Below are 21,330 nucleotides of genomic sequence, written 5' to 3' on the forward strand. Positions count from 1 at the left end.
CCGAAGCGACGCCGTTCTTCAGGCTCAAGTGTCCGGCCACCACGAATTCCAGGCACATCCTGCGATCGGAAGGACAACAACAATGAAAATCACCGACGTCCGCGCCCACCATATCCGCATTCCCTACGACGCCGGGCCCGCGAGCTTCCGCCAGGGAGCTTCCGCGATCTCGGCGCTCGACATGGTGCTGGTCGAGGTTTCGACCGATGCCGGCCTCACCGGCTGGGGCGATGCCTTCGCCTATGTCTGCCCGAAGACGAGCTGCACGGCGGTGGCCGAGATGATCGCGCCGCAGGCCCGCGGCCTCGAGGTGCCCGACGCCGCCAGTATCCCCGCCGCGATGGAGCAGATCCAGCGCAACCTCCATCTGTTCGGCCGCTACGGCATCACGATGTTTGCGATCTCGGCGCTCGACATCGCGCTGTGGGATCTCGCCGGCAAGGTGAAGGGCGTGCCGCTGCATCAACTGATCGGCGGCGCGAAGCGGAGCACGATCCCGGCCTATGCGAGCCTGATGCGAATCGGCAATCCGGCGCACATCGCCGCCGAATGCAAGAAGGCGATCAAGCTGGGCTATTCCGCGATCAAGCTGCACGAGACCACCGTGCCCGCGGTCGCCGCCGCGCGCGAGGCGATCGGCCCTGACGTGCCGCTGATGGTCGACATGAACTGCCCGCTGGACGGACCCGCGGCGATCCAGTTCGCGCGCGACTGCAAGCAGGCCGCGCCGCTGTTCCTGGAGGAGCCGGTCTGGCCGCCGGAGGATTTTGCGACGCTCGCCGAGGTGCGCAGAGAAGGCCGGCTCGATATCGCGGCCGGCGAGAACGCCTGCACCGTGCATCAATTCCGCCAGATGATGACCGCAGGCGCGGTCAGTCACGCGCAGCCCTCCGTGATCAAGGTCGGCGGCATCACCGAATTTCTGAGGGTGGCCGTCCTCGCCGACGAGTTCGGCGTCCAGGTGATTCCGCACTCGCCCTATTTCGGGCCGGGCTTCCTCGCCACGCTGCATCTGATGGCGATCCGCGACGCGGGGCTGATCGAGGTGTTCTTCATGAAGCGTCCGGCCTGCCTGTGGGGCGATCGCATCGACGTCGACGCCAACGGCCATGTCGCCGTGCCGCAGGGCCCCGGCCTCGGCTACGAGCCGGATCGCGACGTGATGGAGCAGTATCGGGTGGCGTGAGCCGAGACGCGCGTCCTGTCGTTGCGAGGAGCTCGCGACAAAATTGCAAAGCAATTTTGCGCTGAAGCGACGAAGCAATCCATCGTTCCGCACGCGCGGTGGGATGGATTGCTTCGCGGAGCCTGTCATCCGGCGGCGCTTCGCGCCGACCGGGTGGCGCGCAATGACGATTTCCTACTTCGTCCCGTCCTTCGCGGCGGGCGCGGCGTCCTTCGCCGGCGGCGCGTCGGCCTTCTTCTTCAGGTCCTCGGTCAGCTTGACCTGCGCTGTTTGCAGATCGGTGATGAGCTTCTGCAAGTTCGCGACCGAACTCTGCAAGCTCACGATCTGCCGGTTGGCGGCATCGAGCTTCTGTTGATGATCCGATGTGAGCTTGTTGATCGTCTTCTGCAGGAAATCGACATTGCTCTGCAAACAGCTCGTGCGCCGCTCCATGGTTTTCTCGACGGTGCAGATCTCGATGCCGGGAACGTCCTGCGCATGCGCGGTTCCGGCGACGCCGAGTGCGAGCGGTGCCAGCAAGGCGAGAACAAAACGAGCGGTCATCGGCGTCTCCAGGCAAATGCGTCATTCACAGTTTTGTGCTCGCGACGCTGAAAGCGAGGCAGACATACCACACTGAAACCGCATTCAAGCGGTGTGCTTCACCCATTACGGGACTACTCGTGGGGACGGGGGCCTTCGGAACTTGTTTGGTTCGATCCCTTTTGGCTCGACCTTGGGCAGTGGAGACAGATCGCATGGCAACGCGCGAAAAACGGATGGCGCAATTCGACGGCAATGGCGAACCGGCGCCGGAACAGCGCGTGGAAGTACTTTGTGAGGATCATAGCGGAACGTATCAGCTGCCGTTCGCCTGCCGCTTCGTCAACGGCCAGTGGCGCAATGACAACACCGGCGGCGCGCTGGAAGCCAACGTCATCGCATGGCGGATGCCGCGCGAGAAGCAGGCAGGCGTGGCCTGAGGCCGACATCGGTGCGCGCTGTTTCAAAACGCGACGCGCGCGCACCGTGTCTTAAGATTTGGAACGCGGGTGGAACGAACCGCGTCCGAATCACTGATCGAGCAACGTACTGCGTTGTTCACGGCTAGATGTGGCCATCAGCCCGAGGCTGCGCACCACATACAGAAGCATGACGATCGGCCGCAGCCAGCGGCCGATAACAAAGGTTAACTCTTCCGCAGACGACATCGCGATCCCTCCTCTCTGTCCGCCCGGGCGATCATTTCCACGGCGTGATCGGCGGCACCGCTTCGGTCGCCGGCGGCACATCCACAGTCTTGAAATCGGCTGGGCTGACGATCTCGAGATATTCCATGTCCTTCGAGTAATCGAACAAATAGTGGGTGATGCCGGGACGCTGATGGATGACGTCGCCGGCCTCGACCAGCGTCTCCTTGTCCTCGTACATGAAGCGCGCCCAGCCCTTGGTCATGATGACGATCTGAAAATCGCACAGATGCTTGTGCCAGCCGGTGCCCTGCTCCGGCGGCATATCGGGATTGGCCTTGACCAGGTGGCAGATCACCTGCCCGCTGGTGGCATCGGCGATGCCGAGATCGCGATACAGGAAGAAGTCGCGCAGACCTCCGCCCTTGAACTCGGTGTCACCGGGTTTGACGTGGGAGAATTTGCTGACGACGGCGTGCTGGTTCATTTCAAGCCTCCACGGTTCTCGTGTTCGCGAGATCGCGGCGCGGCTCAGCGTCCAAATTTTCGGCAGCGTCGCATCGTCGCGGTCACAGCTCGGTCATTGCCATGCGAAATCCTTGCCAGCCGGGTTAGGCTGCGGCGAACCGTCTCGCCATGCGCTGATATCGCCGCAGAAGCATTTGGAGCGAGGCACGAATTTGCGCCTCAGTGGCTGTCGCGCGGGTCCGGCGCGCATGCCGGTGCCCGACGCCGGCGGCACGTCTATTGAGCAAGGCTTGCCTCGTGCTTGAGCCGCCGATGCAGGCAGGCCGGGCCGGGCGCTGCCTAATATTCGACCTCGAGCTCCTCGACGTCGGCCGGCTCCGCCTTCGCGGCCTCGATCCATTCCTGCATCTCGGGCATCGTCATGATGGTGCTGGCATACACCGCAAGCGCAGGCTCGAGCTTGACGTCATAGGTCATGAAGCGGGTCACGACCGGCGCATACATCGCGTCCGCCATGGTGCGGCGTTCGCCGAACAGGAACGGCCCGCCCGATGCGCCGAGGCAGTCGCGCCAGATGGTGCAGACGCGATCGATGTCGGCTTGCGCCCGCGACCAGATCTTGAAGCCGGGGAAATGGCCCTTGAGATTGACCGGCAGCGAAGAGCGCAGCGTGGTAAAGCCGGAATGGATTTCGCCCGAGATCGAGCGGCAATGCGCGCGCTGGATCCGGTCTTCCGGCAACAGCCCTGCATGCGGCATGATCTCGTTGAGATACTCGCCGATCGCGAGCGTATCCCAGACCGTCGCGCCGTCGTGGCGCAGGCAGGGCACCAGGATCGAGGACGACAGCAGCAGCAGCTCGGCGCGGGCCGACGGGTCGTCGGGCGCGGTGACCACCTCCTCGAAGTCGAGCCCGGCGAATTTCGCCAGCAGCCAGCCGCGCAGCGACCAGGAGGAGTAATTCTTGCTGCTGATGGTGAGTGTCGCTTTCGCCATATCTGTCCCTCACGCCTGAACGCGTCCTCAGCTCCCGGATATCGCGCCGGTTCAGCCGCCGCCCATCAGCTTTTGCAGCAAGCCACGTGCCAATTTGCCGGGCGGCCGGCCCGCCTCTGGCGTCGATATTGCATGGCGAGCCAGGCCACGGGTGGATGCGTATGATGTCAATGATGTACCAAGCCTATCAGAACCACATGGACCTCACGGCGCCATGGCGGACCGGGGCTGCAGCGGCGCTGAAATACCTCAATCTGGTGCCGCAGGGCGCCGCTGACCGGATGTATGGCCGGCTCGCGGCCGCGCTCGAGCTGATCTCCCGCTCCAGCCTGACCTACGCGCGGCCCCCTTATGGCATCGGCAGCGTGACCGTCGGCAACAGGGAATTGCAGGTGACCGAGGAGGTTGCCTATGCCACGCCGTTCGGCTCGCTGCTGCATTTCAGGAAGGTCGACGGCCCGGAGCAGCCGCGGCTATTGCTGGTGGCGCCGATGTCCGGGCATTTCGCCACGCTGCTGCGCGGCACCGTGAAGACGCTGCTGCAGGACCACGACGTCTACATCACCGACTGGCACAATCCGCGCGACATCCCGCGCAGCGAGGGCCGCTTCGGGCTCGAGGACTACACCGACCATCTGATCGACTTCCTCGGCCAGCTCGGCCCGCGCGCGCATATGGTGGCGATCTGCCAGCCCTCGGTGTCGGCGCTCGCCGCCGCCGCGATCATGTCGGAAGACAATCATCCGGCGCGGCCGGCCTCGCTGACCCTGATGGCCGGGCCGATCGACACAAGGATCCAGCCGACCAAGGTGAACGAATTCGCCAAGAGCAAGCCGATCAAATGGTTCGAGGACAATCTGATCAACTACGTGCCGATGCAGTGCAAGGGCGCGTTGCGCCAGGTCTATCCCGGCTTCGTGCAGCTCACGGCGTTCGTGTCGATGAACCTGGAACGCCACATCAAGCAGCATATCGATCTGGCCCACCATCTCGCCAAGGGCGAGACCGCCAAGGCCGAGGTGATCAAGACCTTCTACGACGAATATTTCGCGGTCATGGACCTCCCGGCGGAGTTCTACATCGAGACGGTGCGCGACGTGTTCCAGGAGCATCTGTTGCCGCAGGGCATGCTGATGCATCGCGGCCGCCCGGTGAATCCGGCGTCGATCCGGCGCATGGGGTTGATGACGGTGGAAGGCGAGAAGGACGACATCTGCTCGATCGGCCAGACGCTCGCCGCGCAGGACCTCTGCACCGGAGTCCGCACCTATCGCAAGGTGCATCACATGCAGGCCGGCGTCGGCCATTACGGCGTGTTTTCCGGCAAGCGCTGGAACAACGAGATCTACCCGCTGCTGCGCGATTTCGTGCACGTGAATTCGTGACGGATCGGCAACGATCTTTCCCCGTCATTGCGAGCGAAGCGAAGCAATCCATCGTTCCACATGGGCGGAAAGGTGGATTGCTTCGTCGCTACGCTCCTCGCAATGACGGGTGGCGGCTAGCCACGCATCGACTCGCGCTATAGTCTCCCGGCCACGACGACCCGCTTCCCAAGAATCGTCCAGGGAGAAACTCCATGCGCGCGCCCACTGCCTTCCGTGCCCTCACGCTCGCCGTCATCGGCGCCCTCGCCTTCACCTCAGCCGTATCCGCCGCCGAAGTCCATGTCATGATCTCGGGCGGACTGACGGCGGCCTACAAGGCGCTGGTGCCGGAGTTCGAGCGCAAGACCGGGCACAAGGTGGTGACCGCCTTCGGGCCGTCGATGGGCACCACGACGAACGCCATTCCGGTGCGGCTGGAGCGCGGCGAGCCGGCCGACGTGCTGATCATGGTCGGCTATGCGCTCGGCGATCTCATCAAGCAGGGCAAAGTGCTGGCCGACAGCCGCGTCGATCTCGTGAAGTCGCCGATCGGCATCGCGGTGAAGGCCGGCGCGCCAAAACCGGACATCGGCTCGGCCGACACCGTCAAGCAGGCGCTGCTGGCGGCGAAGTCTGTCGCCTATTCCGACAGCGCCAGCGGCGTCTATGTCTCGACCGAGATGTTCGCAAAGCTCGGCATCGCCGATCAGATGAAGGACAAGGCGCGGATGATCCCGGCGACGCCGGTCGGCGAGATCGTGGCCAAAGGCGAGGCCGAGATCGGCCTGCAGCAGATCTCCGAGCTGAAGCCGGTCGCCGGCATCGACATCGTCGGCCCATTGCCGGAGCCGTTGCAGAAGATCACGGTATTTTCCGCCGGGATCGCGACGGCTGCAAAGGAGCGTGAGGCCGGCAAGGCGCTGATCAGCTTCCTCGCCTCGCCGGACGCGCGCGACGCGCTGGTGAAGAGCGGCCTCGATCCGATTACGGCGGGTGGGACGCATTAGCGGCGTCCGACTCTCTCCCCGTTCTACTCCCTCCCCGTCATCCTGAGGAGCCCGCACTTGCGGGCGTCTCGAAGGATGCACGGCCCGGCTGGTGGCCGTCGACCCTTCGAGACGCGCGCAAGTGCGCGCTCCTCAGGGTGACGGGACTAGATGGCGACTAGATACACTACCGCCAATGATGCGCGCCGTAGGCGAGCAGCAGCACCACGACCAGCGCCAGCAGCAGCGTGGTCGACTTCCAGAACAGCACCGGGTTGCGCTCGATCAGCGGGGTCGATGACGTCGTCAGATATTTTGCGTTGGGATTGCGCAGGTCGAACAGGAACTCCGAAAAGCTCTCATAGCGCTTGAGCGGGTTGGCATGCACGGCGCGCTCCAGCGCGCCGTCGACCCAGCCCGGTATCTCGCGCCCGCGATGCGCGGCCGGACGATAGACCAGCCGGTTGAAGTCGGATCGTGTCCGGGCCCGCGCGATCTGCGCGCCATAGGGCAAGCGTCCCGTCAGCATCTGGTAAGTGACGACGCCGAGCGAGAACAGGTCGGAGCGCGCGGTGCCGCCCTCACCGAGGAAATATTCCGGCGCGGTGTATTGCTGGGTGCCCAGAATGTCCTCGACGCCCGCCGGCGCCGCCTCGCCGACGCCCGGATCCGCGTCGAGCCGAAATCGATGATCTTCACCGTGCCAGTCCTGTCGATCATGATGTTGTCGGGCCTGACGTCCTGGTGCAGCATCTCCTTGCGGTGGAAGGCGCGCAGCCCTTTTGCAATTTGCTCGGTGATGCCGCGTACCGTCTCCAGCGACGGCGCTGGATTGTCCGTGATCCACTGCGTCAGGGTCTGACCGTCGATATATTCCATCGTGACGTAAAGGAAATTGCGCTTGCGCTGCGGCAAAAACGGCTTCAGCACATGCGGGCTGTCGATCCGCCGGGCGACCCATTCTTCCATCATGAAACGCTTCAGATAGGCCGGATCGTCGCGCAGGTCGATCGAGGGGATCTTGATCGTGACCGTGGTGGCGCTGTCCTCGTCGACCGCGAGATAGATGTGACTGCGGTGCGATGCGTGGAGCTCGCGCACGATGCGATAGCCGTCGAACAGCATCCGTGCGTCGAGCAGCGGCGGCAGCGGCAGTTCGGTCGGCTGGCCGAACACCTCGCCGGCATCGCCGTCGGGCAATTCGTCGATCCGGACGATCTGCACGGTGAGATTGTCCGGGCTGCCGTTCTCATAGGCCTGCTCGACGATCGATTTCGCCGTGACATCGAGATCGGCGGCACAGTCCTTGATCGTCTTCGCGAGCTGCCGCGCCGGGACATGCTCGTAGATCCCGTCGGTTACCAGCAGGAAGATGTCGCCGCGCTCTAGCGGGAGCGCCTGGTAGTCGATCTCGAGCTGCGGGTTCACGCCGAGCGCGCGGCCAAGATAGCTCTGCTGCGAGGAGATCACGACGCGGTGGTCGATGGTCAGTTGTTCGAGGCTGTTGCCGGCGACGCGGTAGATCCTGGAGTCGCCGACATGGAACAGGTGCGCCGTGGTCGACCGGATGACCAGGGCGCTCAGCGTGCAGACGTAACCCTTGTCCTTGTCGTAGGGATTCTGGCTGCGCCTTGTCTGCGCGTGCAGCCAGGAATTGGTCGCCTCCAGCACGCGCTGCGCCGAAGACTTTACCGACCAGGATTCCGAGGTGCAGTAGTAGTCGGTCAGGAAGCTCTTGACCGCGGATTCGGCGGCGATGCGGCCGACGCTGCTCGAGGAGATGCCGTCGGCGAGCACCACCGCGATGCCCTTCAGGCCGAGCAGCGGCTCGCCGGGGATCAAGGCGCCGTGGAAGTCCTGATTGGCGTCCTTGCGGCCCTGATCAGAGAATTGCCCGACCGATATTGTCAGCGCGCGCGGCATCGACCGTCCCAAAGCCAATGGGGACCTCCGTGACAGGAGAGCCCCATAAGTCGTCGAGGATCAAGCCGCGAGGCGCTGGCGCTTCGGCGCCGTCTTCACATGCGTGGTGTAGAGCGTGAGCCCGGTGAAGGCGAGGCCGCCGGCGAGATTGCCGAGCACGGTCGGGATCTCGTTCCAGATCAGGTAGTCCATGATCGAGAACTTCGCATGCAGCATCAGTCCCGACGGGAACAGGAACATGTTCACCACCGAATGCTCGAACACCATGTAGAAGAACACCAGGATCGGCATCCACATCGCGATCACCTTCCCGGGCACCGTGGTGGAGATCATCGCCCCGACGACGCCGGTCGAAACCATCCAGTTGCAGAGCATGCCGCGGATGAACAGCGTGGCCATGCCGGCCGCGCCATGCGCCGCATAGCCCAGCGTTCGCCCCTCGCCGATATTGCCGATGGTCATGCCGACCTTGTCGGGCTCCTGCGTGAAGCCGAACGTCGTCACGAACGCCATCATGAACGCCACCGTGAGCGCGCCTCCGAAATTGCCCATGAAGACGAGAGCCCAGTTGCGCAGCACGCCGCCAAGCGTGACGCCGGGACGCTTGTCGAGCAGCGCCAGCGGCGAAAGGACGAACACGCCGGTCAATAGATCGAAGCCCAGCAGATAGAGCATGACGAAACCGACCGGAAACAACAATGCTCCGACAAGCGGCTGACCCGTATTGACGTTGATCGTCACGGCGAACCAGGCCGCCAGCGCGAGGATCGCGCCGGCCATGTAGGCGCGGATCACGGTGTCGCGGGTCGACATGAAGATCTTGGATTCGCCGGCATCCACCATCTTGGTGACGAATTCGGACGGAGCGAGATAGGCCATTCGTAAAATCCCCTTGCGCAATTCGGCCGCGCCGGTTGCCTGCCGGAAGCGACGCGAGTTGGTTGAAATGCTCGTTCGTCCGGGAGATGGGGGGTCAACGATTGCTCGTGACGCCCGGGCTGGGCGCCTTGATCCCCTCGCCTCGGCCAGCACTGGCCTTGGCAATCCGGAGGTCGGCAGTCGTCATTGACTGGTGCAATCAAAAGCAATGGATGTGCCAAGCGGCGACGCTGGCGATTGGCTTTAAATCCCCGTCAATACAATGAGTTAGGCTGGTGGCGCAGGAACCGCACGGCGCGATGGCGCGGAATTATGCAGCATGCCCAGATGTCGCCCAGAGGATGCGCGCCCCTCCATCACCGTCATTCCCGCGCAAAGGCTTCGCCTTTGCGCGGGGATGACGGTGAACGAGTCGATACGCACCGCTACTTCACTTCACCTCGATGCGGACCGGCGCGCCCTTCAGCCCGTTGTTGTCGTAGGCCTTGCGGAGCGTGCCGTTGGCGATCGCCTCCGTCATGAACCTGGTGGCGAAGGCCGCGGCGAGCGGATGGTTGAGCGGTACCGCGACCGCGGTGACGGTCTGCTTGAAGGTCTCGTCCAGCACGCGCGTGCCCGGAATCTTCTTCGCCATCGCGTTGAGCTGATCGCGCGACAATGCGAAGGCGTCGATCTCGCCGCTCTTCAGCAGATTGAAGATCTCGTCGTAGGTCTGATAGCCCGTCACCTTGGCGTGCTTGAGATGGGCGATCGCGCCGCGCATCGTGGTGGTGGCATTGACGGCGGCGACCTTGACGCCGTCCTGGTCGAGCGTGGCGAAATTCGTGATCGTCGAGCCGGGCTTGACGATATAGGTAGCGTCGGCAACCTCGTAGATCGGCCCGAACGTCATCTTGGTCTCACGCTCGGGATCCTTGGGCAGGAAGGTGATGTCCCAGGTGTTCTTGGCCGCCGCGTCGGTGATCTGGCCGGAATTCTGGTGCACGACATATTCGACGGGGATGCCGAGTTGCGCCGCCATCTCGCGGCCGAGATCGACGGGAACGCCCGCATAGCCGCTCTCGGTCTTGGTCGACCAGAACGCACCGCCGGCCGGGCTGATCGCGATCGCGACCCGGAGCTTTCCGGTCGGCGCGATCTGATCCTTCAAGGCGTCGGCATCCGCTGATGTGGCCATGACAATCACTCCCAGAACGAGGCCGGCCAGACGCAGCAGTCGAGGCGACATCAGACTTCCTCCACGCCGAATCTTGCTGTCCGGCAGGCGCGCAACAAACCGCACGGCGCGGCCTTGTGCAAGCGCCGGTTCCCGCAAGGGAGCTATCCGTATCGGCCTATCTGACCCGGATGGTGATTTTTTCGGAGACGACCGGCGGGCTGAATGGATAGTGCTTGGCGTCACCCAGCACCAGCTGCAAGGTGTGCTTGCCGGGCGCCAGATCGAGTTGCGTCTCGGTCTGGCCGGCACCGAAATGCAGATGAGACTTGTCCGACGGAATCGGCTCATTCGGATTCAACGGCTCATTCACGTCGATCAGAAGATGGTGATGGCCGCTGTTCGGGTAGTCGTCGCCGGCATGGGTGACGCCCATGTTGCGCAGCCCAAAGCGGCACCAGAACGGGCTCTTGAGCTTGGCGCCGTCGCGCGGCCAGATGAAATACAGCTTGGTGTCCTTGCCGGCCGGCTTGTTCTGAGCGTCGGCCGGAGCCGCGAACAGCGTCAGTGCCGCGGCGAGCATGATCAAGCCTGCACTTTTCATAGCCCCTCCATGAAGCCTGGCGATCAGGGATGATCGCTCAGGGAGACAGCGCGACCCGCAAACCGTGGGTCGGATAACGAACATTGGTGTCGTAATTATCGCGATTGGCCGGGCGCACATAGCGTGCGTCATTCTTCCACGAGCCGGAGCGGATGACATGCGAGGCGCAGTCGCCGCCGGACCAGACCGCACCGTCGGTCGGCGCGCCCTGGTAATTCCTGTGCCAGCAATCCTCGACCCATTGATCGACCCCGCCGCCCATGTCGTAGAGGCCGAACGGATTCGGCTTGTAGCTGCCGACCTTGACCGGCTGCTCAGCCGCACTGTCGCCGCCGCAATCCTTGCACCCGGCGTGGCCCGATTGCACCTGGTCGCCCCACCAGTACTTCGATTGCGTTCCGCCGCGCGCCGCATATTCCCACTCGGCTTCGCTCGGCAGCCGGTAGGGCTTCTTGGTACGCTCGGCGAGCCACGTCACATATTGCTTCGCATCGCTCCAGCTGACATTGGTGACCGGAGCGTCGTCCTTGCCGCTGGCCGTGAAGCCACAGGCCTTGGCCGCCGCGCAGGCGTTCCATTCGCGGACCGTGACCGGATACTTGCCCATGGCAAAGGGCTTGACCGTCACCCGGCGGATCGGCCGCTCGGAAGGATCGTCATTGCTTCCCATCGAGAAGCTGCCGGCTTGAAGTGAGACCAGTTCGGGCTCCGGCAGCTCCGGGGTAGGGCTCGCCGAGGGCGCGGGCTGAGGCGACGCTTGCTGTGTCGGTGCCGCCGGGGCCGGACTTGCGGTTTGGGTCGGAGCCGGGCTTGGTGCCGGCGGCTGGACGGCAGGCGATGCCGTCGGTGCCGGAGGCGCCTGTGCCACGTCGGCCGGCTTGCCGCGCGGTTGGGCGAGCAGATACCACAGCACGCCGCCGGCGATGATCGCGACCGCCAATCCGAGCAGCGTGAGCAGGACGGACTCACGGCGCCTGCGCGTCCGTTGGTACGCGGCTGCATCCGGCAGCACACGATAAACCCGGACCGGATCGGTGATGTTCTTGACCTTGCGGTCGCCGAGCGATTCGTATCCGCAGACCATCTTGTGCTTGATCTGCTCGTAGATGCCGCCGGAGATGAAGACGTCACCCGGCGCCGCGATCCCTTCCAGACGCGAGGCCACGTTGACGCCGTCGCCATAGATATCGTCGGGCTCGATGATGACGTCGCCGAGGTTGACGCCGATCCGGTACTCGATCCAGTGATCTCTCGCGATCGCCGCGTTGCGGCCGATCATGTTCTGCTGGATCACGATGCTGCAACGGACGGCCTCGACCGGACTGTCGAACATCGCGATAAAGCCGTCGCCGGTGGTCTTGACCAGCTTGCCGTGGTGCTCGGCAATCGTGGGCTCGATCAGATCGCGCAGGGTCCGCTTGACGCGCGTATGCGTGCCTTCCTCATCGAGCTGCATCAACCGGCTGTAGCCGGCGATATCGCCCGCTACGATCGCCGCGAGGCGCCGCGGCATTGAATCGCCGGGAGGCTGGGTATTGTCGGGCTGTGACCGGCCTGACTTGAAGTCGCGAATTTCTCCCATAGCGCTCCGGCTGCTCCGCAAAGACGTGTTCAAGGCGCAACCGGCGCCTTCGTCCCCGAGGCCCGTTTCAACCTACCACACCTGCGGGTCGGAACAAAGTTCGCGAAGCGTGACCATGTCACGGTTATCCGCCGTCGGTCGAGGCCCGCCGGTCGGGCACGCCTCGTCGCAACGTTAAATGGGCGGCAAAACGCCTGCGTCAGCCCGCCTGCGCGGCCGGGGTGCGGATCTCGCGCGGCAGGATGATCGCGGCCGCAATCGCCAGCAGGCACAGCGCCGCGAACGCGCGCAGCATCATCGAGAAGCCGCCCTGGTCGTACAGCCAGGCGACCAGGCCGACGGAAGCGCCGGCCGCGGTGAAGCCGACGAAATAGCGCACCGCATAGGCGCGCGAGCGCCATTCCTCGGTGGTGTACTTGCCGACCATGGCATCGTTCACCGTGACCTGACCGAACGCGCCCATCACGATGCCGATCGAGACCACGATCAGCGGCAGGTTGTTTAGGCTCGCCGCCAGATAAAGGAACGGCGCCAGCAGGAACGACAGCGGCAGCGCCACCGTCTTCAGCGAATATCTGTCGAGCAGCTTGCCGATGGTGTACTGCGTCATCGCGCCGAACACATAGACCCCGGCCGCGATCACGCCGAGCAGCGCCGGGCTCTTGGTCAGGTCGGCGAGCCGTTCGGCGAACAGCTTCGGCAGCGCCACCGTCACCGCGTTGAAGGTGGTGGAGATCGCGATCACCACGATCAGCAGCGACAGCACCACCCGCCACATGTCCTCCTTGGCGACCCGCACCTGCGCTGCGGCCTGCCTGGAGCCCTTGCGGTCCTCATGCACCACCGTCATCGCAAAGGCGATGCCGATCAGCACGGTGACCGTGCCGGGCACGATGAAGGCCCAGCGCCAGCCGAGATACTGGCCGATCACGCCGGTCACCAGCGCCGACGAGGCGACGCCGAGATTGCCCCAGACGCCGTTGATCCCCATCTGGGCGCCGAGCTTCTCGGCATAGGACACGATCATCGCGGTGCCGACCGGATGATAGATCGAGGCGAAGACGCCGATCGCCAGCAGTGCGGCGCCGAGCTGCAGCGGTGTCTGCACGAAGCCGACCGAGATCATCGACAGGCCGATGCCGACGAAGAAGATCACCATCATGTGGCGGCGGCTCCAGCGGTCGCCGAGCCAGCCCGTGACCAGCGAGCCGGCGCCGAAGGCGATGAAGCCCGGGGTCGCATAAGGCAGGAGTTCCGAATAGGCCATGCCGAGCGCCGGACCCATGATGATGACGGCGGCGGCGAAAATCAGCATCGCGTAGTGATCGATGAAATGGGCGGCGTTGACGAAGGTGATCACCCGGCTGGGACTGTTGCTTGGACTGTTCATCGGCACGTCTCTCACGCGATTCTTCAATTGCTCGAAAATAGGTTATAGGTGCTTGTCCTGACGGGATGTCGCCAATGACTATCGCTGAGCCGCCAATAAGAGCCCTCCACCAGGACCGGCGCGTCACCGGGGACGGCGTGCATCTGGTGGCGCGCAGCTACCGCAAGGGCGTCCGGCTCGACCCGCACATGCACCGCGAGGCACAGCTGGTCTATGCCGCCAGCGGCACCATGCAGGTGACGACGCCGAAGGGGCGCTGGCTGGTGCCGCCGGACCGCGCGGTGTGGGTCCCTGCCCTGCTCCCGCACGCGATCGACGTGCTTGCCGACATCGAGATGCGCACGCTGTATTTCGACCAGGCCTGGCTCGCGCGCGAAAAGCGCAGTGACAGCCTCGACCACGAATTCGTGGTGCGGGTGTCGCCGCTGGTGCACCAGGCGATCCTCGCGCTGTTCGACGCCTCATGCGGACGCGAGCGCACCGATCTGTTGATCCGCCTCGTGATGCTGGAGCTGCATCAGGCCGAGGACTCCGCGACCTTCATCCCGTTGCCGCAGGAGCCGCGCTGCCGCCGCGCCGCCGACCTCGTGCTGGCCGATCCGACGCAGGACCACGACATCGATGCGCTGGCGCGCACCGTCGGCACCTCGGCGCGGACGCTGTCGCGGCTGTTCTCGGCGGAAACGCAGCTCTCGTTCAAGAGCTGGTGCCAGCGCGCCCGCATCGCGGCCGCGATCGAGCGCCTGTCGAGCAGCGCGAACGTTTCGGTCAAGCAGGTCGCCTCCGACCTCGGCTATGCCAGCGTACCGGCATTTTCCCACGCGTTCCGCCAGGTAACCGGCAAGACACCGACCGCGTTCGCGGAGAAAACGTGCGAGAAAACGTGAACCGGGTTTGTCACCGGGCGCAGCGACGACGAATTATACCGCTGTCGCGCTGCGACATATTTCCGTACGATCCATGCGCTTGATTGCTGTGCTCCCGACCTTAAATCCCGTGTAAGGTCCGGCTTCATTGGATACGACCTGCTGGATACGACCTGCTCATGGCCAATGCCTTCTTCTCCGATCTGCTCTCGACGATTTCCGAACGCGGCCGCGTCCTGCTCGGCCGCGCCAGCCCGGCCAACGACAAGCAGGATGCTTCCGAACTGCTGGAATTGTGCGAGGCGCTGTTATCCGGCCGCGGCGAAGCCTCCGGCACCGCGATGGCGCGCGAAGTGCTCGACCGCTACCATCATCTCGATGCCGCCGGGCGGCTGTCGTTCTTCCAGACGCTGGCCCGCGATTTTGGCCCCGATCACGCCAAGCTGGCGCAGGCGATCGAAAGCTGGCGCGCCAAGGCCAATGGCGATGACGCCAGCGACCTGCATTTCGCCTCCGAGCCGCGCCGCCAGGAATTGATCCGCCGGCTCAATCGCGCGCCGGGCGGCACCGGCGAACTGGTGTCGATCCGCTCGGATCTGCTTTCATTGATGAAGGGCAACAAGGACCTTGCCGCGCTCGATCGCGACGTGGTGCATCTGCTCTCGTCCTGGTTCAACAGGGGATTCCTCGTGCTGCGCAGGATAGACTGGTCGTCTCCGGCCAATATTCTGGAGAAGATCATCCGTTATGAGGCCGTACACGAGATCCGCGATTGGGACGATCTGCGCCGCCGCATCGATCCGATCGATCGCCGCTGTTACGCCTTCTTCCATCCGGCGCTGGCCGACGAGCCGCTGATCTTCGTCGAGGTCGCGCTCACCGAAGCCATCCCGGGCGCAATCGCGCCGCTGCTGGCCGAAGAGCGCGAGCCGGTGCCGGTCGAGCGCGCCCGCACCGCGGTGTTCTATTCAATCTCCAACACCCAGCGCGGCCTTGGCGGCATCTCCTTCGGCAGCTTCCTGATCAAGCAGGTGGTCGAGGAGCTGCGCCGCGAATTGCCGAAGCTCGACAACTTCGTGACGCTATCGCCGGTGCCGGGCTTCATGCAGTGGGTCAAGCAGGCCGACGACGTGCCGCTCACCGAGGAGGACCGCCAGCTGCTGGAAAGCCTCGGCAAGCCCGACTGGTTCGAGAACGCCGAGCTCGCGACCCAGCTGCGCGCCGTGCTGGAGCCGCTTGCCGCCTACTATTTCCTGAAGGCGCGCACGCCGAAGGGACGACTGATCGATTCGGTCGCGCGCTTCCATCTCGGCAACGGCGCACGCTTGGAGCGGATCAACTGGCTCGGCGATCTCTCGCCCAAGGGCCTGCGCGAATCCGCCGGCATCATGGTCAACTACCTCTACCGCCTCGACGACATCGAGAAGAACCACGAAGCCTACGCCAACAATGGCGAGGTGATCGCCTCGAGCGCGGTGAAGAAGCTGTTGAAGGGCGAAGGCCGGCGGCTGCTGGACATGCGGTTGGGGTGACAGGCCAACCCCTCTCCACGTCATTGCGAGCACACCTCTCTACCGTTGTCATGGCCGGGCTTGTCCCGGCGATCCACGTCTTTCTTGTAGACCGCGGCAAAGACGTGGATGCCCGGGACAAGCTCGGGCATGACGGTGAAAGCTAAAACCTCGCCCGCGCCATCAGCCTTACCGTGCGGCCCTGTCCCGCCGAGATATTGTTGTTGCCGTCAGCCGACGCCCAATAGCCCTTGTCAAAAATGTTCTCGACGTTGAGCTGGGCGCTCCAGGTCTCGTCGATCTTGGCGTAGATCGCCGCATCGAAGCGCACGAAGCCCGGCAGCCGCACCGTATCGTCGGACGAGGCGAAGGAATCGCCGAAATAGATCACGCCGAGCGCAGCCGCCCACATCGGCGTGAACTGATACTTGTTCCACCAGGCAAACTGATTGTACGGCACCAGCTGGACGCGGTTGCCGGGCACGACGGTCGCCGAGGTGGCGCCGGTGATCTTCGCGTCAGTGTAGGCATAGGCCAGCGACGACTGCCATTGCGCGGTGACATAGCCGGTCAGGCTCGCCTCGACGCCTCGCGTGAGCGTGCTGCCGGAGGGGAAGAAGAAGCCGGGATTGTTGCCGTCGGCGATCGGCTGGTTGGTGCGGTTCAGATTGTAGACTGCGGTCGAGAACAGCAGCTTCGGATTGATGTTCCACTTCATGCCGAGCTCGACATTCTCGAAGCGCTGCGGCTGCAGGATCAGGGTGCCGTCGTTCAGCGCGCTGAACTGGTCGCCCGAGGCCGGCAGGAAGGAGACGCTGTAGGCGGTATAGACCGACATCGAATCGATCGGTTTGATGATCAGGGCGCCCTGCGGCGACACCAGATTATCGACGCGATTGCGATTGATGTTGGTGTTCATGTCGGTGGCCGACATGTCGTAGCGATCGAACCGGGCGCCGGCGATGATCTGCACCGCGCGCGAAATCTCGATGGTGTCCCTGAGATAGCCGGACTGAATGTTCAGCGCATAGCGGCTGTTCGAATCGGGCGTGGTGACTCCGTCGCTGTTGGTGCCGGTGAAGTGGTGAAGAAACGTCACCGGGCCGAAATAGGTCGGCGCGAACGGGTTCTGCACGATGGTGTTGGTGCCGTTCGGGAACACGCCGGTGTTGCGGATATCGACGCCGGTCTGCCGGCCGAACTCGGTGCCGAAGCCGACGGTGTGGAACAGCGGCCCGGTCCAGGCCTTGTAGGTGAAATCGGTCTGGTTGAAGACATTGTCGCGATTCGTCGTGTGCTGATAGGCGCCGAGATTGACCGCGGTGTCGGCAGGATTGACCGCGCCGGCGAGCGGACCGCCCGTTGGATAGACGTTCTGATAGAATTTCTGGTAGTCGGCGGCGATGGTGCCGTTGCGCACCGTCAGCCCGTTCTCGAAATCGTGCTCAATGATCGCCATGCCGGTCTGCACCGTCGCCTGCGCAGTGTTCAGGCTTGGGCTGCCGAAGAAGGTCGAGAAGTCGCCGTTCGGCGCGAACGGCGTGGTCGGGTTGAAGCGGGTCGCGCCGCCCGGCAGACCCTGCGAGGGATTGCCGCGATCGGCGGTGCGCTCGTCGTGAAAGTACTCGTAGCTCAGTTTGATTTTGGTGTTGTCGTCGGGCTTCAGCGTCACCGTCGGATTGATGCCGTAGCGCTCCAGATGATTGAAATCGCGGAAGGCGTCGGCACCCTCGTAGAACACGTTGAGCCTTGCTGCGACGTTGTCGTTGATCGCCTGTCCGGCATCGAGGCTGACGCGGCGATCGCCCCACGAGCCGGTCTGCGCCGTCGCCTCGTAGACGCGGTTGCCGTCGGCTTCCTTGAGGGTGCGGTTGAGCAGGCCGCCGCCGGCGCCGCGGCCGAAGGTCAGCGCGCTCGGCCCCTTCAGCACCTCGATGCTCTGGGCGTTGTACATGTCGCGGAAATACTGCACGTCGTCACGAAAGCCGTTGACGAAGAAGTTGGCGCTGGAATCGACGCCGCGGATCACGAGTTCGTCGCGATTGCCCTCGCCCTGATGCACGGCAACGCCGGGGACATAGCGGGTGACGTCGGTGAGGCCCTGATAGTTCTGGTCGCGGATCTGCTCCCGCGTGATCACGTTGAGCGATTGCGGGATGTTGACGATGGCGGTGTTGGTCCTGGTCGCAACCGACGTGCTGTTGGCGAAATAGCCCGATGTGCCGGTGCGGGCGTCCTGCGATTCCGCGAACGGTTTTGCCGCCGCCGCGGGCGCGATCCGCCGTGCCGTCTGGGTGCGGCGGCCTCGTGCTGCGGCGGTGTTACGCGATGTCGATGGTGCGTTGCGGCGACGTTGCGTGGCCGGCGCGGTGACGGTCACCGGCGGCAGCGACGAGGCGCCGGCCTGCGACGGCGCCGATTGCGCCTGTGCGGCAGACGTTGCGAGCGGAACGCTCAGCGCGAGATAGCTCGCCGTGAGCAGCGCAAGCAAGACAGTGCGACGATGGGCTTGTGTTCTTGATGTCATGACGTCGTCCCCAAGCAACTCTCGCCTTCGTTGAAGGCGATGCGCCGTCCTCTAGAGAGGTGCGGCGCTGTGCGTCCAGACGACGGGCGCGAGAAAATTTTTGCGTGACGACGGAATAAAATCGCGACGAATGGACGCGGATACACCTCGCGGCGAGCGCAGGGTTGGAAAAGTCAAGGATGCGAATGGTTTCTGTCGGCTTCCGGATTTGCGCCTGGAAACGAAGAGCGGCGCTTGCGCGCCGCACTTCTTGTAGCAATTCCAGATTGTAGCGATTCTAAAACGATCAGGACGTCGCGGTCATGCGGTTGCGGACCGCGGCCGCAACCCCGCCGGCAGATGCGCATCGATCCAGCCAGTGATCGCACGCTCGTTGCGATGGTAGAGCAGGCCTGCGGCGATCACGGCAATGCCGATCAGCGACAGCGAGAACGGAAACCACAGCGAGTCCTTGAAGACGACGTCGGCGAGATGGCCGAGATAGAGGCAGATGCCGAACGCGCCGAACACCGCATAGGCGCGCCGCATCAAAATCACGGCAATCACGATCAGGCCGACATTGAGCAGGCAATACACCGCCTTGCTCAATTCGGTTGAGCCTTCGGACGCGCTAATTCCGCACCAGAACGCCATCAGGCCGAACAGATGCAGCCAGAACGCAAAGTCGCCGTTGCGGCTGCGATAGTCCACGATCCAGGCGACCGCGAGCACGGCAAGCCCGAACCAGATCGACACCCTGCGGCGCATCTCGAAATCGGCGTGAGCCATGCCGCTGAACCACGGCGCCAGGTCCATCGACATGAACCACAGCGCGACCGAGATGATCGCGACGATGAAGGCGAAGCGGTAGTAGCGCAGCGCGACGATGCCGGCGGCGACGGTCGCGATCTCCATGAAGATCCAGCTGCCCTTCACCCAGACGTAGAAGTCCTGCACGGTTCCCGGCTTGCCGAACTTGCCCCACCAGCCAAGCTCGTCCTGGATGCCGTAGACCGCGAGCGGCGCCATCGAGACCGCGATCGCGATCAGCAGGCCGCCGGGAACCCGCAGATTCTTGGCGTGCCAGAGGTGGTGACCCGCCACGCTGAACCCGACCGCATAGGCGATCGCGCAGGCCGTGAGCGCGCGGCCGCCCATCTGGGTGAAGGCCAGGGTCGAGAACAGGCCCATGGCACCGATCACAATGAGCGCGCCGGCGTACCAGAGCACATGCGCGGCATCGAATTTGGCGGCGGGACTTGCATCGCCCGCCGAACCCTGCCCGGCGCTGCTCGCCAGGAAAGCGAGCAACCGTTCCAGATCGGCCGGGCTGATCACCCCGGCATTTGCGGCGTCCCGGAGATCCTTGGCTGAATATGGCATGCGGCTATCCTCACGGCCGGTTTTTGCACCTGCTCCCGATCATCCGGGACAAAGGCGCCCCGTTCTCATGAGTATATCCAGAAATGAGCAACGTTCAACAATTCTTGAGCATCGCTCACATAATTTTGCGAGCAAGCTCGGGCCCACCCCGCGCCCCCGGCGGATCGGCACCCGCTGGCCGGACTTAGTCCGCCAGCGCCTTCATCTCCTTGTAGAGATCGGATTTGCCCTCGAAGCCGATGCCGGGAAGGTCGGGCATCACGATGTGGCCACCCTCGACGCGCACGCCGTCCGGGAACCCGCCATAGGGCTGGAACAGGTCGGGGTAGCTCTCATTGCCGCCGAGGCCGAGGCCGGCCGCGATGTTGAGCGACATCTGGTGGCCGCCATGCGGGATGCAGCGGCTCGGCGACCAGCCGTGGGTCTTCAGCACCTCGAGCGTGCGCTGATACTCGCAGAGCCCGTAGGACAGCGCGCAATCGAATTGCAGCCAGTCGCGGTCCGGCCGCATGCCGCCGTAGCGGATCAGGTTCCGCGCATCCTGGTGGCTGAACAGGTTCTCGCCGGTCGCCATCGCCCCCGGATAGAACTCGGCCAGCGCGGCCTGCAGCGCGTAGTCGAGCGGGTCGCCGGCCTCCTCGTACCAGAACAGCGGATACTCGCGCAGCATCTTGGCGTAGGCGATCGCGGTCTCCAGATCGAAGCGGCCGTTGGCGTCGACCGCAAGCTGCGCCGCGCTGCCAATCTCCTTCAGCACCGCCTCGATGCGCTCGCGGTCCTCGCCAAGCGACGCGCCGCCGATCTTCATCTTCACGACGTTGTAGCCGCGGTCGAGATAGCCACGCATCTCCTTGCGCAGCGCGCCGAGGTCCTTGCCAGGATAGTAGTAGCCGCCGGCTGCGTAGACGAATACGCGCGGATTGGCGGTGCGGCCGTGGCGCTCGGCGAGCAGACGGAACAGCGGCTTGCCCGCGATCTTCGCCACCGCGTCCCACACCGCCATGTCGATGGTGCCGACCGCGACCGAGCGCTCGCCATGGCCGCCCGGCTTCTCGTTCGACATCAGCGTCGACCAGACCTTGTCCGGATCGAGATTGCCGCCATCGGCATCGAGCAGCGATTTCGGATCGGCTTCCTTGAGGCGCGGCGCGAAGCGCTCGCGGATCAGACCGCCCTGCCCGTAGCGGCCGTTGGAATTGAAGCCGTAGCCGACCACCCGCTTGCCGTCGCGCACCACGTCAGTGACCACGGCCACCAGGCTCGAGGTCATCTTTGTGAAGTCGATATAGGCGTTGCGGATCGGCGAGGAGATCGGTTTTGTGATTTCGCGGACGTCGACGATGCGGACGGACATG

General features: G+C 64.3%; 18 protein-coding genes and 1 pseudogene. 6 read left to right on the forward strand and 13 right to left on the reverse strand.

What is annotated here, in order from left to right; all coding sequences use genetic code 11:
* The first annotated feature begins 82 nt into the window (after window positions 1–82).
* Complete coding sequence (locus ACZBJS_RS09925; RefSeq protein ID WP_057014917.1) at window positions 83–1,186, forward strand: mandelate racemase/muconate lactonizing enzyme family protein; 1,104 nt, start codon at window positions 83–85, stop codon at window positions 1,184–1,186.
* 174 nt (window positions 1,187–1,360) lie between these two features.
* Here ACZBJS_RS09925 and ACZBJS_RS09930 read toward each other — a convergent pair whose 3' ends face one another.
* Window positions 1,361–1,732: a hypothetical protein gene (locus tag ACZBJS_RS09930; RefSeq protein WP_316393660.1), complete on the reverse strand. Its 372-nt coding sequence runs from the start codon at window positions 1,730–1,732 to the stop codon at window positions 1,361–1,363.
* Window positions 1,733–1,926: 194 nt separating this feature from the next.
* Between ACZBJS_RS09930 and ACZBJS_RS09935 the strand changes: the two genes are divergently transcribed.
* On the forward strand, window positions 1,927–2,151 hold the full coding sequence (locus tag ACZBJS_RS09935; RefSeq protein ID WP_057014915.1) for a hypothetical protein: 225 nt from the start codon (window positions 1,927–1,929) through the stop codon (window positions 2,149–2,151).
* Between the two features lie 90 nt (window positions 2,152–2,241).
* Here ACZBJS_RS09935 and ACZBJS_RS09940 read toward each other — a convergent pair whose 3' ends face one another.
* The 3 genes from ACZBJS_RS09940 to ACZBJS_RS09950 all read right to left on the reverse strand — a co-directional run bounded on the left by ACZBJS_RS09940 (window position 2,242) and on the right by ACZBJS_RS09950 (window position 3,822).
* Window positions 2,242–2,379, reverse strand: a complete 138-nt coding sequence (locus ACZBJS_RS09940; RefSeq protein ID WP_168857487.1) for a hypothetical protein — start codon at window positions 2,377–2,379, stop codon at window positions 2,242–2,244.
* Window positions 2,380–2,410: 31 nt separating this feature from the next.
* Window positions 2,411–2,845, reverse strand: a complete 435-nt coding sequence (locus ACZBJS_RS09945; protein ID WP_057014914.1) for a cupin domain-containing protein — start codon at window positions 2,843–2,845, stop codon at window positions 2,411–2,413.
* Between the two features lie 320 nt (window positions 2,846–3,165).
* Complete coding sequence (locus ACZBJS_RS09950) at window positions 3,166–3,822, reverse strand: glutathione S-transferase family protein (RefSeq protein WP_168857485.1); 657 nt, start codon at window positions 3,820–3,822, stop codon at window positions 3,166–3,168.
* A 161-nt stretch (window positions 3,823–3,983) separates the two neighbouring features.
* On the opposite strand from ACZBJS_RS09950, the gene ACZBJS_RS09955 reads away from it, so the two are divergent.
* Complete coding sequence (locus ACZBJS_RS09955; RefSeq protein WP_316393863.1) at window positions 3,984–5,207, forward strand: polyhydroxyalkanoate depolymerase; 1,224 nt, start codon at window positions 3,984–3,986, stop codon at window positions 5,205–5,207.
* Between the two features lie 194 nt (window positions 5,208–5,401).
* The gene (locus ACZBJS_RS09960; protein WP_456862629.1) at window positions 5,402–6,196 is read left to right on the forward strand and encodes a substrate-binding domain-containing protein; all 795 of its coding nucleotides are present in this window, start codon (window positions 5,402–5,404) and stop codon (window positions 6,194–6,196) included.
* 166 nt (window positions 6,197–6,362) lie between these two features.
* Here the strand turns inward: ACZBJS_RS09960 and ACZBJS_RS09965 are convergent.
* From ACZBJS_RS09965 to ACZBJS_RS09990, 6 genes and pseudogenes are all read right to left on the reverse strand, one after another.
* Window positions 6,363–8,098 (reverse strand): annotated as a pseudogene (locus ACZBJS_RS09965) (bifunctional protein-serine/threonine kinase/phosphatase).
* A gap of 60 nt (window positions 8,099–8,158) precedes the next feature.
* Window positions 8,159–8,977: a formate/nitrite transporter family protein gene (locus ACZBJS_RS09970; protein WP_316393658.1), complete on the reverse strand. Its 819-nt coding sequence runs from the start codon at window positions 8,975–8,977 to the stop codon at window positions 8,159–8,161.
* A gap of 430 nt (window positions 8,978–9,407) precedes the next feature.
* The gene (locus ACZBJS_RS09975; RefSeq protein WP_316393657.1) at window positions 9,408–10,154 is read right to left on the reverse strand and encodes a transporter substrate-binding domain-containing protein; all 747 of its coding nucleotides are present in this window, start codon (window positions 10,152–10,154) and stop codon (window positions 9,408–9,410) included.
* A 157-nt stretch (window positions 10,155–10,311) separates the two neighbouring features.
* Window positions 10,312–10,737: a DUF4399 domain-containing protein gene (locus tag ACZBJS_RS09980; RefSeq protein WP_028342408.1), complete on the reverse strand. Its 426-nt coding sequence runs from the start codon at window positions 10,735–10,737 to the stop codon at window positions 10,312–10,314.
* Window positions 10,738–10,774: 37 nt separating this feature from the next.
* Complete coding sequence (locus ACZBJS_RS09985; protein ID WP_316393656.1) at window positions 10,775–12,319, reverse strand: SUMF1/EgtB/PvdO family nonheme iron enzyme; 1,545 nt, start codon at window positions 12,317–12,319, stop codon at window positions 10,775–10,777.
* Window positions 12,320–12,518: 199 nt separating this feature from the next.
* On the reverse strand, window positions 12,519–13,709 hold the full coding sequence (locus ACZBJS_RS09990) for an MFS transporter (RefSeq protein WP_076823985.1): 1,191 nt from the start codon (window positions 13,707–13,709) through the stop codon (window positions 12,519–12,521).
* A 74-nt stretch (window positions 13,710–13,783) separates the two neighbouring features.
* Here ACZBJS_RS09990 and ACZBJS_RS09995 point away from each other — a divergent pair, with 74 nt between their 5' ends.
* Together ACZBJS_RS09995 and ACZBJS_RS10000 are read left to right on the forward strand one after the other, a co-directional pair.
* Complete coding sequence (locus ACZBJS_RS09995) at window positions 13,784–14,596, forward strand: AraC family transcriptional regulator (protein WP_057015094.1); 813 nt, start codon at window positions 13,784–13,786, stop codon at window positions 14,594–14,596.
* A gap of 158 nt (window positions 14,597–14,754) precedes the next feature.
* Window positions 14,755–16,107, forward strand: coding sequence for a malonyl-CoA decarboxylase (locus tag ACZBJS_RS10000; RefSeq protein WP_057014905.1), 1,353 nt, complete (start codon window positions 14,755–14,757; stop codon window positions 16,105–16,107).
* Window positions 16,108–16,249: 142 nt separating this feature from the next.
* On the opposite strand, the gene ACZBJS_RS10005 is transcribed toward ACZBJS_RS10000, so the two are convergent.
* The 3 genes from ACZBJS_RS10005 to ACZBJS_RS10015 form a co-directional block, all read right to left on the reverse strand.
* Complete coding sequence (locus tag ACZBJS_RS10005) at window positions 16,250–18,613, reverse strand: TonB-dependent receptor (protein WP_463438674.1); 2,364 nt, start codon at window positions 18,611–18,613, stop codon at window positions 16,250–16,252.
* 300 nt (window positions 18,614–18,913) lie between these two features.
* The gene (locus ACZBJS_RS10010) at window positions 18,914–19,975 is read right to left on the reverse strand and encodes a hypothetical protein (protein ID WP_316393654.1); all 1,062 of its coding nucleotides are present in this window, start codon (window positions 19,973–19,975) and stop codon (window positions 18,914–18,916) included.
* A 184-nt stretch (window positions 19,976–20,159) separates the two neighbouring features.
* Window positions 20,160–21,329, reverse strand: coding sequence for a mandelate racemase/muconate lactonizing enzyme family protein (locus tag ACZBJS_RS10015; protein ID WP_316393653.1), 1,170 nt, complete (start codon window positions 21,327–21,329; stop codon window positions 20,160–20,162).
* Between the last annotated feature and the right edge of the window lies 1 nt (window position 21,330).

The sequence above is a fragment of the Bradyrhizobium sp. KZN70725 genome (genome assembly GCF_055264925.1).